The organism is Streptomyces sp. NPDC046759 (assembly GCF_040645475.1).
Classification (GTDB): Bacteria; Actinomycetota; Actinomycetes; order Streptomycetales; family Streptomycetaceae; genus Streptomyces.
Window position 1 is genome coordinate 104041 of the sequence record NZ_JBEYYJ010000001.1, and the last position, 13237, is coordinate 117277.

Below are 13237 nucleotides of genomic sequence, written 5' to 3' on the forward strand. Positions count from 1 at the left end.
GGTGCTCCCTGCTGGGTTCCGGGTGATCACCAGGTGTGGGTGACGGTCACGGGGGCCGACGAGGTGTACAGCTCCCCTACGGCGCGCACTTCCAACCGCGCCGCGCGTTCGCCCTGCTCGGGCCGGAGGCCGGAGACGAAGTACGCCTGCTGGCGGGTGGCGCCGAGGAAGCGGCGGGTGCCGTCGGAAAGGAGGCGGTGGAGGCTGTAGTGGCGGACGGGGCCGGGGGGCGTGTGCCAGGCGAGGCGGAGATCACCGCCCGCGGCCGCGGTGACGCGGGCGCCGGCGGGGGCGGCGGGAGCCGGCAGGGTGCCGGCCGGGCGGACGGCGAGGCCGCCGAGCCGCCAGCGCACCGGCCCCTCGGTGGCGGTGAGCCGCAGCCCGAGGGCGTGCACCGTGCCGGACGTCGAGGTGAGCGGCAGCGTCGCGGTGTCCCAGCCGTTGACCGACTTCACAGCATCGCTTCGATGCCTGTGGAGCCGGTCCACCGGCAGGTACGTGTACGGCGGTGGCGTTCCCGCCCCGCCCGGTTCGGCCGTCGCCACCGCCAGTTCGACGTTCACACTGCCAGCCTCCGCCCGGTACGTCAGCTCGACAACCGTGTCGGCACCGATCGGCAGCCGCGTCGCGTAGAGATCCAGCACCACGGGCTGATCCAGAGGGCCGGCCACCAGCACACTGCTTCCGCCGCGCCACGCGTCGGCGAAGTCGAAGGAGACCGCCGGCCGCTCCCCCCGCGTCCGCACCACCCAGCGCCGGGACGGCAGCCGGTCCTGGAGCCCGAGGTGGTTCCAGGGCGTGTCCGAGGTGACGGCCCCGTCCTCGTACCAGCACAGTCCGTGCCCGGTGTTGAAGACGCTCGCGAACGGCACCGACGTCACGGTGGACCGGTCCGCCACCGACACCGCCGGCGCCCGCCACGGATCGCTCGTGTCGGGCGTCGACGGATCCAGCGACCGGCCGGTCCAGAAGCGGTCGTCGGCGGCGTGGAAGTCCGCGGGGCCCCGCTGGTCGTCGGGCAGGTGGTTGCGGGTCCACTCGGGCCGGTAGAAGCCGATCGAGATGATGTGCGGCTTCCCGGCGGGCACGATCGCGTCCCAGTCCACGGGCGTGCCGGGCCCGTTCGACTCGACGTCGACGCCGGCCCACAACGCGTAGCGGCTGCACCCGAGTTGCTCCGCCCTGGCGCCGGAGGAGGCCAGGCCGGCGCCGCTCCACCGGAAGTCGACGAACATGTCGTCGGCGGCCTGGAAGAAGGCCTGGTTCCGGCTGTCCAGCGCGCCCTGCCAGTCGACCGTGCCGTTCACGGTCATCGCGTCGTACCAGGTCACCCGCTGTCCGTTGGCCGCCGCGAGCGCCTTCAGCTCCGTCACGAAAGCGAGCACGGCCTGGCCGAGCGCGGTGTTCCCGCCGCCGGTCTCGGCGTCCAGGAACCAGCCGTCGAAACCGTGGGCCGCCGCCACGGCGACGAGCTGCGCGGCGAGCGGATGGCGCCCGGCGGCGTCCTTCTGCACGAGGTCGCGGGTCCACTGCAGCCGGCCGCCGTAGGCCACCGGTGGCAGGAAGACGTTCCCGAGGACCGGGACGCCGTGCCGGTGGGCCGCGTCGACGACGGGTGCGTTGGGCGCGAGGATCAGACCCTCGCCGGCCGAGCCGCCCCAGAAGACCAGCTCGTCGAGGTACGCCCAGTGGGTGAGGGCGTAGTAGTCGGCCATGGCCGAGCCCTGCGCGGGGTTGCTCGACGTGGGGCCGAAGGAGACCAGGGCCTGGACGCGGGCCTGACCGGCGCGGGCGGTGGTGTTCGCCGGGGTCGGGGTGAACCGGGGGGCGAGCGGCACGGACGCGGTGTTGAAGGCGAGGTCGGGGTCGTCGGCGGCGCGCCAGGACTTCAGGCTGCGCCAGGTGATCCCGGGACCGGGACTGCCGGAGGGCAGCGAGTCCGGGTACCAGTAGGAGGCGTACGGCGGCGTCGCGGCGGTGGCGTGCGGGGCCGCCGCGGCCGCGGCCGTGGGGAGCTGCGGGCTGAGGGCGGCCGCGGTGGCGGCGATCAGGACGGTGCGTCTGCGGGGGTTCACGAGCGGGTGCCTCCGTGTGGGGTGGGGAGTACCTGATCGGGTGTGACGACCTCGGTGATGCCGCGCGCGGCGAGGTGGTCCCTGTCGCCGGCGCGGGTGTCGAGGACGGTGGTGGGGCGGACGCCGTCGGCGACCAGCCGGAAGAACGCGTCGAAGACCGGTCCGCCGGGCGCGCAGCGGGAGCGGCGGCCCGGATCGTCGGGTACGACGAGGGCCGTGGTGCGTACGGCGGGGCGCGCGTGCGGCCGGCGGGCGGCCTCGGCCAGCACCCGGGCGACGTCCTTGGGCGTGCGTTCGTTGGTCAGCAGGCCGAGGCCGTATTCGAGTGCGGGGAAGTCGGCGAGGTCACGGGAGACGTCGTAGGAGCACCACCAGGTGATGCCCCACAGGTCGGCGCAGTCCAGGGCGTGGGCGACGGTCGCCTCGGCGAAGGCGGCCGCGTGCTCGGCGGGCACGAGGGGCGCGGGCGCGCCGACCTCCTGCAGCCACACCGGCCGGTGCGGTTCCCGTGCCCAGGCCTTGCTGAGCTCGACCAGATAGGCGGCGTGGTGCTCGGCCGGCACGGACGTGCGGCCGTGGCGCTGGGCGGTGCCGTTGAACACCCAGGAGTGCACGGCGGTGAGGTCGCCGAGCCGGGCGGAGTGGCCGGGGGTGAAGGGCTGGTCGTCCTGGTACCAGGCGGCGTCGTAGGAGGCGTGCAGATGGGGCCGGTCCGGGGCGCCCTCGGCGCAGGCGGCCAGCATCCGGACGAGCCACCGTTCGGCCTCCTCGGAGGTGATGCGGTCCGGGTCGGGATGCGGTCCGGCGGCGAACTGGTTGACCTCGTTGCCGACGGTCATGCCGAGGAAGCCCGGCCGGTCGGCGAGGGCGGCGGCGAGGGTGCGCAGATAGGCGGCCTGTCCCTCCACGACGTCCGGGTCGGTGAAGAGGTTGCGCCGGTGCCAGGTGCGGGTCCAGGCGGGCAGGAAGTCGAAGCTGCTCAGGTGGCCCTGCAGCCCGTCGACGTTGACGTCCAGGCCGCGTTCGGCGGCCGCGTCGGCCAGGGCCACGAGCTGCTCGACGGCGCGCGGGCGGATCAGGGCCCGGTTGGGCTGGAAGTAGGGCCACAGCGGGAAGACGCGGATGTGGTCGAGACCGAGCGCGGCGATCGCGTCGAGGTCGGCCCGCACGGAGTCGAGGTCGAAGTCGAGCCAGTGGTGGAACCACCCTTCAGTGGGGGTGTAGTTGACGCCGAAGCGTACGGCTGGGGGCATGGGGTGTCCTTGGGGCGTACACGGTGTTCAGCCCTTGACGGCGCCCTCGCCGACGCCGCGGAAGAAGTACCGCTGGAGGCAGGCGAAGAGGGCGATGAGCGGGGCCACCGCGATCACGGTGCCGGCGGCGACGAGGCGTTCGTCGTCGGCGAAGGTGCCGTGCAGGTAGTTGAGGCCGATGGTGAGGGTGAACCTGGACGGGTCGCTGAGCACGATCAGCGGCCACAGGAAGTCGTCCCAGGCGCCCATGAAGGCGAAGATCGCGACGACGGCGAGGGTCCCCTTGACCGACGGCAGGGCTACGCGCAGGAACCGCTGCCAGACGTCGGCGCCGTCGACGTAGGCGGCTTCCTCGATCTCGTACGGCAGGTTGCGGAAGGCGTTGCGCATCAGCAGCACGTTCATCGCGCCGACCGCGCCGGGCAGCACGACACCGATGAGCGTGTTGTTCAGGCCGAGTTCGCGCATGGTGGTGAACTGGGCGATGACGATGGCCTCGACCGGCACGAGCATCGCGAGCACGAACACCAGCGTGGTCACGCGCCGGCCGCAAAAGCGCAGCCGGGCCAGGGCGTATCCGGCGAGCGCCGAGCCGACGCAGTTGGTGACGACGTTGGCGGTGGCGACCTTCAGGGAGTTCAGGGCGTAGTCCCACACGGGGATGGTGTCGGCGACCCGCGTGTAGTTGTGCAGGGTGGGGTGGGCGGGCAGGAGGCTCGGCGGCGAGCTGTAGATGTCCTCGGTGGGGCCCTTGAGCGAGGTCGACAGCTGCCAGAGGAAGGGGCCGACGCTCAGCGCGAGGACGCCGAGGAGCAGCAGATAGCGCCAGGTCAGTTCACCGACGCGGACACGGCGGCCGTGTTCGTCGGTGACGCGCGGCTCCCGCTGCCGGGTGACGGACGGCTCGGGCCGTACCTCCTCCAGGACGCTCACTGCTCCTCCCGGCGGTCGGCCCGCAGCACCAGCAGCATGAGCGCGACGGTGACGGCGAACACCACGACCGAGAGCGCCGAGGCGTAGCCCACCCGGCCGGTCAGGCCGGTGCCGGTGCGCTGCACGAGCATGACGAGCGTGGTGTCCTCGCCGGCCGGTCCGCCGTCGGGGCCGGCCATCAGGTACACCTCGGAGAACACCTTGAAGGCGGCGACCGAGGAGAGCGCGGCGACGAGGACCATGGTGGAGCGCACGGCGGGGACGGTGACGCAGAGGAAGCGGCGCACCGGGCCCGCGCCGTCCACGGCGGCGGCCTCGTGCAGCTCCCGGGGCACGTCCGCCAGCGCCGCGAGATAGATGATCATGTAGTAGCCGAGGCCCTTCCAGACCGTGACGGCCATGGCGCTCAGCAGGAGCAGCCACTGGTCACTGAGAAAGCCGATCCGGCCGATCCCGATCGTCTCCAGCAGCGAGTTGACCAGGCCGCGTTCGTCCAGCAGCCACACCCAGATCAGCCCGACCACCACGATCGAGGCGACGACCGGGGTGTAGAAGGCGGAGCGGAAGAAGGTGATGCCGGGGATGTTCTTCTGCACCAGCAGTGCGAGCAGCAGCGGCAGGACGACCAGGGCGGGCACGACCCCGGCGATGTACAGGGTGCTGTTGCGCAGGCCGGTCCAGAACATGTCGTCGTGCAGCAGCTCGCGGAAGTTGGCGAGGCCCACGAAGTGGCCCGGGAGCAGGGTGCGGCGGTCGGTGAAGGAGTTCACCAGGGTGGAGACGAACGGGTACAGCACGAAGGCGCCGGTGACGAGCAGCCCGGGCGCGGCGAACAGCCAGGGGCTGGTGGGCAGCTGACGCCGGATCCCGATCGGGGGCCGGCGGCGGATCCCGCTCGGCGGCCGGTGCCGTGTCCCGGCGTGGGCGGTGGGAGCGGCCATGGCCGGTCAGCCCTGCCGCAGAAGCCGGTTGGCGGCGCTGACAGCGTTGTCAAGAGCCTGCCCGGGGCTCTCCTTGCCCTGCAGCGCCTTGGCGACCTCGTTCTGCAGCGCGGTCTTCATCTGGTCGCTGAACAGTACGGGCGTGTAGTTGACCGCGTTCTTCAGGGACTTGGCGGCGGCGATGCGCACCCGGGTCTCGTCGGTGCCGTCCTCCTTGGTGAAGTACGGGTCGTTCAGGGAGCCTGCGGTGCTCGGGAAGATGGCGACCTTCTTCGCGAAGGACATCTGGTTCTGTGCGTCCGTGACGAAGTGCGCGAACGCGACCGCGGCCGGGGTGTGCTCGGTGCGGGAGTTGACCATCACGCCCATCACGTACATGTTGACGTGCCCGGTGCTGGTGATCTGGTCGGTGATGCCGATGTTCTTGTACAGGCTCGGCGCGTTCTTCTTGAAGTTGTCCAGGTCGAGGGCGCTGCCGGGGTTCATGGCGACGGCACCGGTGAGGAACTTCTTGCCGGAGGACTCCGGGGTCGCGGTCAGCGCCTGCGGGTCGAGCGCCTTGGCGTCGTACAACTCCTTGTACTTGGCGAGGAGTTCGACCCCCTTGGCGTTGTTGAAGGCGAAAGCGGTGCCCTGCTTGTTCATCAGGGGGACCCCGTAGCGCCCGAAGTCCTCGATGGAGGGCACGTTGGCGAGGGTGGCGACCTTGCCGCCGCTCCTCCGGGCCATCTGCAAGGCGTCGAAGAAGAGCTCGTCGTACGTCTTGGGCGGCCGGTCGGGGTCGAGTCCGGCCTTGGTGAACAGGGCCTTGTTGTAGAAGAGCGGGCCGGTGTTCAGGTACCAGGGGAAGGCGTAGGTGCCGCTCGTTCCCGGCACCTGATGGCTGGCCCAGGCACCGTCCAGGTACTCGGACCTGTACTTCGCGGCGGCCTTGCCGAGGTCCATGGCCAGCCCGGCCTTGGCGAGGGGGGCGACCAGGTCCGGGGAGACGTTGACGACGTCGGCCAGGGTGCCGCCGGCGGCATCCGCGCTGAGTTTGTCGGCGTAGTGCTCGGCGGGCTGGTCGACCCACTTCACGTGCGTGCCGGGGTACTTCTTCTCGAAGTCGGCTATGAGGCCCTCGAAGTACGACGTGAAGTTGGCGCGCAGATTCCAGGTCTGGAAGGTGATGTCGCCCTCGATCTTTCCGGAGGCGTCGGTCGGGCCGCCGTCGCCACCGCCCGACCCGCAGGCGCTCAGCGGCAGGGCGAGGGCGACGACAGCGGCGGCGAGGGCTCTGCGGGAGATGGGCATGGGGACACGACTCCCTTGCTGCGTGGGGTGGTTGGGGGCGCCAGAGACCTTGCCCGCGCCGTTCGGAGAAAGTCAATGCGTTCTTCCGAACTAAAGAAATAGGCAGTTCATTAGTGCAGGTCGGAGCGGCCCGCACGGGAACTTGCCGAGTTCTGCTAATGCGCTTTAGGGTCTTGACACTCAAGCGCATTAGCACGCACCGTCAGGAGGGGGAGAAACGTGCCGACCAAACGGTCCCCCGCACGCCGGCCCACGATGAAGGACATCGCCCGGCGCGCCGGGGTCTCCGAGAGTGCCGTCTCCTTCGCGCTCAACGGCCGCCCCGGCGTCTCCGAGGCCACGCGGGCACGGGTCCGCCGGGTCGCCGAGCAGCTCGGCTGGCGCCCCAGCACGGCCGCCCGCGCCCTGTCCGGCGAGGGCGCGGCCACGGTCGGCTTCGTCCTCGCGCGCCCCGCGCACACCCTCGGCGTCGACTCCTTCTTCCTCCAGCTGGTCTCGGGCATCCAGGAGGTGCTGGCCGAGCGGCACCTCGGGCTGCTGTTCCAGGTGGCGGAGGACGTGCCCGAGGAGTGCGCGGTCTACCGCCGCTGGTGGGCGGAGCACCGGGTGGACGGCGTCCTGGTGGCCGACCCGCGCGCCGACGACCCGCGCCCCGGCCTGCTGGACGAACTCGGGCTGCCCGCCGTGGTGATCGGCGGCGCGCCCGACGTGGGGCACCCCGGCCTGTCCACGGTGTGGGCCGACGACGCGGGCGCGATGGCCTCCGTGGTGGACGAGCTGACGGCGCTCGGCCACCGCCGGATCGTGCACATCGCCGGACTGCCCGACCTGGCGCACACCCGGCGCCGCGTCGCCACGCTGCGCGCGGAGGCGGAGCGGCGCGCTCTCACCGAGGTCCGCTCGGTCACCACCGACTACTCCGACGCCCAGGGCGCCGCCGTCACCCGCCGCGTCCTCGGCGACTCCCCCGGCCCCACGGCGCTCATCTACGACAACGACGTGATGGCCGTGGCCGGCGTGGCCGCCGCCGCCGAACTCGGCTTCCGTGTCCCGCAGGACGTCTCGGTGGTCTCCTGGGAGGACTCGGCACTGTGCCGCATGGTCACGCCGAGGCTGTCCGCCCTCTCCCGCGACAGCTCGGAGTTCGGCCGGACGGCGGCGCGGGAACTGCTGGCCCTGCTCGACGGGAACGCGGCCCGCTCGGTCGGGGTGCCGGTGCCGCGGCTGACGGGTCGGGGCAGCACGGGTACGGCGGCGACGGCACCGGCCGGGCCGCCCTGAGCGCGGGCGTCCCCGGGAGCACCCCTCCGCCTACGATGACGGGGCGCCCGCAGGCCCGACGGGGGGGATCTCGCGATGGAGTGGCTGCGCAGGAACGAGAGCGGACACACCCCGGTGTGGCCAAGTCACCCGAGCCGCCCACGCCCCCGACCAGGTCCGCGCTGCCCGCACTGACCCCGTCCTGTACCGCGCGGCCGGCGACGGCCCCAGGTGGTTCGCCTCCCCGCGCACCCCGAGCCGGTCGTCCTCACGCTCGCCCATCAGGCGCCCGCCCACCTCGTGGTGGACGCGCTGGACGGCCGTCTGAGCTCGCTTTGCCAACTCGTCCACACCGACGGGCCGTTCGCCGGCCGCTTCCTCGTCGGCACGCCCGGCACCCGGGTGCACGCGCTGCGCGTCCAGGCGGACGGACCCTGGACCGCCGAATCCGCCCCGCTCGCGGCGGCGTACCGCGGCACGGCCGAGGAACACCGGCCCGCGTCCGACCTACTGCACTACACCGGCGGCCCCGCCACGGCCGTCCTCCGCCACTGCGGGAGCCGTCCGGGGAGAACATGTCGACGAGGAAGTAGTCCGGCCGCTGTAACCGCGCGCGGCCCGTCCCCGCCTCTCGACGTACCGTGCCCGACCGGGCACAGTTCTCCCTGCGCCGTGATGCGTACCAGCGGGTAGCGACGACCGAGCGAGGAGTGCCGGTGGGTGAGTGGGCCGGGCGGAGTGCCGCCGAGATTGCCGCAGCCGTACGCGAGAAGCGGGTGACGCCCCGGGAGGTCGTGGCCGAGCACCTGGCCCGGATCGAACGGCTCGACGGCCGGATCGGGGCGTTCCGCAAGGTGCGGGCCCAGGCGGCGCTCGCCGAGGCCGACGAGGTGGCGGCCCGTGCCGATCTGGCCGAGCTGCCGCTCGCGGGCGTACCCGTGGCCGTGAAGGACAATCTGGCGGTGCGCGGCGAGTCCCGTCGTGACGGCTCCACCGCCACTCCCGACACCCCGGCCGCCGAGGATCACGAGACGGTGGCCCGGCTGCGGACGGCCGGCGCGGTGGTCGTCGGTCTGACGAACGTGCCCGAGCTCTGTGTCTTCGGCACCACGGAGGGCGCCTTCGGCACCGCCCGCAATCCGTGGGACACCTCGCGGACGGCGGGCGGTTCCTCCGGCGGGAGCGCGGCTGCGGTCGCCGCGGGGATGGTGCCGGTCGCCCTCGGCAACGACGGGATGGGGTCGCTGCGCATCCCGGCCGCGAACTGTGGCCTGGTCACCCTGAAGCCGGGGCACGGAGTGGTCCCGGCAGGCATCGGCAACGGCGACTGGTTCGGCATGGCGGAGAACGGTCCGCTGGCCACGTCGCTGGAGGACCTGCGGCTGATGCTGGGCGTCCTGGCCGGTACCGATGTTTCCCCCGCGCAGGAGCCCACGCCGCGGCGGATCGCCGCGGCCGTGCGCAGTCCGCTCGCCGGGGTCACCGTGAGCAGGCCGTATACGATCGCGGTCCGGGAGGCGGCCGGGGTGCTGGCGCGGGCCGGGCACAGCGTGCGGCGGGCCGAGCCGCCGTATCCCCTCTCGCTGGGCGTGACCGCGCTGCGGCACTGGACGGCCGGGACCGCGGTGGACGCCGAGGGCCTGGACCCGGCGCGGCTGGCCCGGCGGACCCGGGTGCACGCGACGGTGGGCTGGCGGTTCGTCCGGTCGGTGAGCACCGGGGACGGCCGTGAGCGGCTGCGCGCCCGGCTGACGCCGTTCTTCACGGAGTACGACGTCCTGCTGACCCCCGCCCTGGCCCGTCGCTCCCCCGCGGCCGGCCCGTGGCACGAACGCGGCTGGCTGCGCAACGTCCTCGCCAACACCGCGTACTCCCCGTTCACCCCGCCCTGGAACCTGACCGGCTGGCCGGCCATGGCGATCCCGTTCGGCACCCTTCCCTCGGGCGCGCCCTGTGCCGTGCAGCTCGTCGGCCGCCCGGGTACCGAGGCCGTCCTGCTGGAGCTGGCGGAGGAACTGGAGAGACTGCGTCCGTGGCGGCGGACGGCACCGGTGGCCGGCCCCTGAGCCCGCCTACGCGAGCGACCGGTACATGATGTGCAGCCCCACCCTGCCGTGCCGGGGGTGGTCGTAGGCCTCCGGGACCGTGCCGAGGACGGTGAAGCCGAGGGAGGTCCACAGGCCGACTGCGGGATTGGTCTCGACGACGGCGTTGAACACCATCGCGCGGTAGCCGTGCGCCCTGGCCTCGGCCAGGACACGTTCGGCGAGGGCCCGGCCGATGCCCTCGCCGGCGCGGTCGGGATCGACCATGAAGCCGGCGTTGGCGACGCGGGCGGCGGGGCCGCCGTAGTTGCGGGTGAGGTAGGCCGAGCCCACCACGGCTCCGGTCGCGTCCTCGGCGACGTAGACGCGTTTGGCCGGGCCCATCCACAGTGCGCGGGCGTCCTGCTCCGAGGTCTGCGGGTCCCAGGCGTAGGTTTCGGCGGCGGCCACGATGCGGTGCCAGAAGGGCCAGATCCGCGGCCAGTCCTCGGCCACGGCTTCTCTGATCAGCATGGGCGCGAGTCTGTCAGGTCGCGCCCATGCGTGCGTGCGGCGATCGCGAACGGCCGACCCGGGAGTCAGTCCACGCTGGGCAGGATGTGAGGTTCGGCGAGGTCGTCCTCGTACCCCGCGAGGCGGATCGGGGCGGAGCGCGCCCACACGTCGAGGCTGCCGAGTTCTCCGGGCCGCCGGCTCCCGTGCTCCGTGCGTTCCTTGGGGCGCTGTTCGCGATTCGTCTTCTCCGGTGTCACCGCGCACTCCTTATGTGTCGGTCACCCTCGGGGGCCTGCCGGTCAGTCTGCGCTCCGGCACTCGACGCCCGCTCGGGTCTGGATGGAAGGCCAGTTCGGACGCGGTGGCGCCGGTCTTCGTGCGGAGCAGGTCGTTGTCGACCGGCTCGCCCCGGGACGGACGATGGGTGTGGGTGGCTCCCCTTGTTGCTGCCCGTCCCCTCCAGATTAACCAAATGAGCGGCTTGCCGCTCGATAGGGAGTGCAAACAAGGCGTAACTATCGTGCGTCGCTTCGCCCCTCAATAAGCCCCAATATGCCGCCATTTGAAACAAAGCGCATCACGCGCCCAGCGCGAGAATCACCCACTCGACCTACCAATGCGAACACAGTTTCGATCCATGTTCGCCGTCCGGTCCGCTCGCGGTGCAGTTCAAGTGCCGTTGGCCGCGGCGCAAGCTCGCCGTGATGTGCTGATGAGTGGCAACGGCTGTCTCGCGGAAGGACTGACGCATGGAGCTGCGCAGCGTCGAGGAGCTGATGGATCTGCTGTACGCCGGCCGGCACCAGCACGCGCTGAAAACCGCCGCTCTGCTGCGCCGCAGCCGCCCCGCCGACAAGGAGCTCCAGGTGGCGGGGCTGGTCCACGGCATCGGCCCGGTGCTGGGGCCGGGCGACGAGGCGGGCGGGGCACTCCGGGCGGCCGAGGCGGTCCGCTCGCTGCTCGGCGAGCGGGTGTTCCGGCTGGTGCGCGGGGACGCCGGTGCCGCCGACGACGATGTGCTGCGGCTGCGCCAGGCCGACGAGGAGAGCCGTACGGCGGGGTTGGACGCGGGGGTCCTGGAGGACTGGCGCACCGTGCTGGAGCTGGTGGCGGCCCGCAATTCCCGGCTCGGCGCCGTCGACTGACCCGCACCGGGCCCTCGGTGCGGCGCCCTCCCGTGACCAGCGGTGCCTGCGCGGAGTGCCCGAGAACACATCGGCTGCGCGCCGGCCAAGGGCCCGCGCTCTGGCGGGGTCAGCCGATGGATCACCACCACGAAGAACGCGTCACCTGCGCACCGGGCACCCCGACGCAACCGTCGCCCCGGCACGGGGACGGTCGCGCCGGCCACCGCGTTCCCAGCCGGTCACCACTTGCCGGGCGCGTAGTCCTTCAGGAAGACGCCGTACAGGTCCTCACCCGTCTCACCGCGGACGATCGGGTCGTAGACGCGGGCGGCGCCGTCGACCAGGTCGAGGGGCGCGTGGAAGCCCGCCTCGGCCAGGCGCAGCTTGTCGTAGTGCGGACGCTCGTCCGTGATCCAGCCGGTGTCGACGGAGGTCATCAGGATGCCGTCCGTGTCGAACATCTCCTGGGCGCTGGTCCGCGTGACCATGTTCATGGCCGCCTTCGCGGCGTTGGTGTTCGGGTGCCCGGCGCCCTTGTAGCCGCGACTGAAGACGCCTTCCATCGCGGAGACGTTGACGACGTACGCGCGGCCGCTGGAGGCCTTCTTCGCCGCGTCCGCCATCGCCGGGCGCAGGGCGCTGATCAGGATGAACGGGGAGGTGTAGTTGCACAGCTGGGTCTCCAGCAGCTCGACCGGCGAGATCTGGTCGATGGTCTGCACCCAGGTGTTGGTGTCGACGACGTCGGGGACGAGGCCGCCGGCGTCGATGGCGGTGCCTTCGAGGTGCCGGGCGACGCTGGCGTTGCCCGCTACCAGCGCGAGGTCGGCGACCTTCTGCGCGTCCAGGCCGCCGACGCCGACGGGGAGCGCTGCGATGCCGTCCACGGCGCCGGAATTGAAGGCGCCGATCACGTGGTGGGCGGGGAGTTCACCGGCGGGCAGCGGGGCGCTCTCGCCCTCGACCAGGGCGGCGTACGCGGAAGGCAGGCGGCGCACGGTCTGCGTCGCGTTGTTGATCAGGATGTCGAGCGGGCCCGCCTCGGTGACCTGCTCCGCGAGGGCCACGGCCTGCGCGGGGTCGCGCAGGTCGATGCCGACGACCTCCAGCCGGTGCAGCCAGTCCGCCGAGTCGTCCATCGCCTTGAACCGGCGGATGGCGTCCTTGGGGAAGCGCGTGGTGATCGTCGTGTGGGCACCGTCGCGCAGCAGCCGCAGCGCGATGTACATGCCGATCTTGGCGCGGCCGCCGGTGAGCAGGGCGCGCTTGCCCGTGAGGTCGGCGCGGGCGTCGCGCTTGGCCCGGTTCGTGCGGGCGCAGTCCGGGCAGAGCTGGTGGTAGAAGTAGTCGACCTCGACGTAGCGGCTCTTGCAGGTGTAGCAGGAGCGGGGGCGCTGGAGTATCCCCGCGATCCTGCCCTCCTCGACCTTGGACGAGGGCAGGAGGCCCTCGGTCTCGTCGTCGATGCGCTCGGCGGAGCCGGTGGCGGTGGCCTCGGTGACGGCGCGGTCGTGCGCAGTCTTCGCGGCTCGGCGCTCCTGGCGGCGGCGCTGCTTGACCGTGCGGTAGATGTGCGAGGTGGCCCGGCGGACCTTGATCGCGTCCGGGTGGTCGACCTCGATCCGCTCGAGCTCCTCGAGCACGCCGAGGCAGACGGCCAGCCGCTCGGGGTCGATGCCCGGCCCGTAGACCACCTCGTCCGTGGCCGTGAAACCGTCCTCTGTCACCGTCATCGCGCTGCCGCTTCCCTGATCACCCGCGCAGCGCTCCGACTCGCGCCCGCTTTCGAACGCGGAATTTTACGGAGCGCACGGG

The 13237-nt window shown here is 72.3% G+C and carries 11 protein-coding genes; 3 read left to right on the forward strand and 8 right to left on the reverse strand.

The genetic code is table 11. From position 1 onward, the window contains the following. Positions 1-26 precede the first annotated feature (26 nt). From ABZ919_RS00445 to ABZ919_RS00465, 5 genes are read right to left on the reverse strand one after another with little or no spacing between them, the layout of a single operon-like run. Entirely contained in the window at positions 27-2075 is a 2049-nt protein-coding gene (locus ABZ919_RS00445) for an endo-beta-N-acetylglucosaminidase (protein ID WP_361240544.1), read from the reverse strand. Next, the gene (locus ABZ919_RS00450; protein WP_361240547.1) at positions 2072-3328 is read right to left on the reverse strand and encodes a glycosyl hydrolase; all 1257 of its coding nucleotides are present in this window, start codon (positions 3326-3328) and stop codon (positions 2072-2074) included. Before ABZ919_RS00450 ends, ABZ919_RS00445 begins: the two co-directional genes overlap by 4 nt. Positions 3329-3355: 27 nt before the next feature. Beyond that, positions 3356-4261 (reverse strand): carbohydrate ABC transporter permease, encoded by a 906-nt coding sequence (locus ABZ919_RS00455; RefSeq protein ID WP_361240550.1) that lies wholly within the window; start codon positions 4259-4261, stop codon positions 3356-3358. Continuing rightward, positions 4258-5202, reverse strand: a complete 945-nt coding sequence (locus ABZ919_RS00460) for a sugar ABC transporter permease (RefSeq protein WP_361240553.1) — start codon at positions 5200-5202, stop codon at positions 4258-4260. The genes ABZ919_RS00455 and ABZ919_RS00460 overlap by 4 nt, the downstream gene beginning before the upstream one ends. 6 nt (positions 5203-5208) lie before the next feature. Further along, positions 5209-6495 (reverse strand): extracellular solute-binding protein, encoded by a 1287-nt coding sequence (locus ABZ919_RS00465; protein ID WP_361240556.1) that lies wholly within the window; start codon positions 6493-6495, stop codon positions 5209-5211. A 219-nt stretch (positions 6496-6714) separates the two neighbouring features. On the opposite strand from ABZ919_RS00465, the gene ABZ919_RS00470 reads away from it, so the two are divergent. Further along, positions 6715-7776 carry a LacI family DNA-binding transcriptional regulator gene (locus ABZ919_RS00470; RefSeq protein ID WP_361240559.1) on the forward strand — a complete coding sequence of 354 codons (1062 nt, stop codon included), beginning with the start codon at positions 6715-6717 and terminating at the stop codon, positions 7774-7776. 695 nt (positions 7777-8471) lie between these two features. Beyond that, entirely contained in the window at positions 8472-9821 is a 1350-nt protein-coding gene (locus tag ABZ919_RS00475) for an amidase family protein (RefSeq protein WP_361240562.1), read from the forward strand. A 6-nt stretch (positions 9822-9827) separates the two neighbouring features. Here ABZ919_RS00475 and ABZ919_RS00480 read toward each other — a convergent pair whose 3' ends face one another. Both ABZ919_RS00480 and ABZ919_RS00485 read right to left on the reverse strand, forming a co-directional pair. Beyond that, positions 9828-10313: a GNAT family N-acetyltransferase gene (locus ABZ919_RS00480; RefSeq protein ID WP_361240567.1), complete on the reverse strand. Its 486-nt coding sequence runs from the start codon at positions 10311-10313 to the stop codon at positions 9828-9830. A gap of 65 nt (positions 10314-10378) precedes the next feature. Continuing rightward, complete coding sequence (locus ABZ919_RS00485) at positions 10379-10552, reverse strand: hypothetical protein (protein ID WP_361240570.1); 174 nt, start codon at positions 10550-10552, stop codon at positions 10379-10381. A gap of 492 nt (positions 10553-11044) precedes the next feature. Between ABZ919_RS00485 and ABZ919_RS00490 the strand changes: the two genes are divergently transcribed. Then, positions 11045-11440, forward strand: a complete 396-nt coding sequence (locus tag ABZ919_RS00490) for a hypothetical protein (RefSeq protein WP_361240573.1) — start codon at positions 11045-11047, stop codon at positions 11438-11440. A 221-nt stretch (positions 11441-11661) separates the two neighbouring features. Here ABZ919_RS00490 and ABZ919_RS00495 read toward each other — a convergent pair whose 3' ends face one another. After that, positions 11662-13155 carry an SDR family NAD(P)-dependent oxidoreductase gene (locus ABZ919_RS00495; RefSeq protein ID WP_361240576.1) on the reverse strand — a complete coding sequence of 498 codons (1494 nt, stop codon included), beginning with the start codon at positions 13153-13155 and terminating at the stop codon, positions 11662-11664. Positions 13156-13237 lie beyond the last annotated feature (82 nt).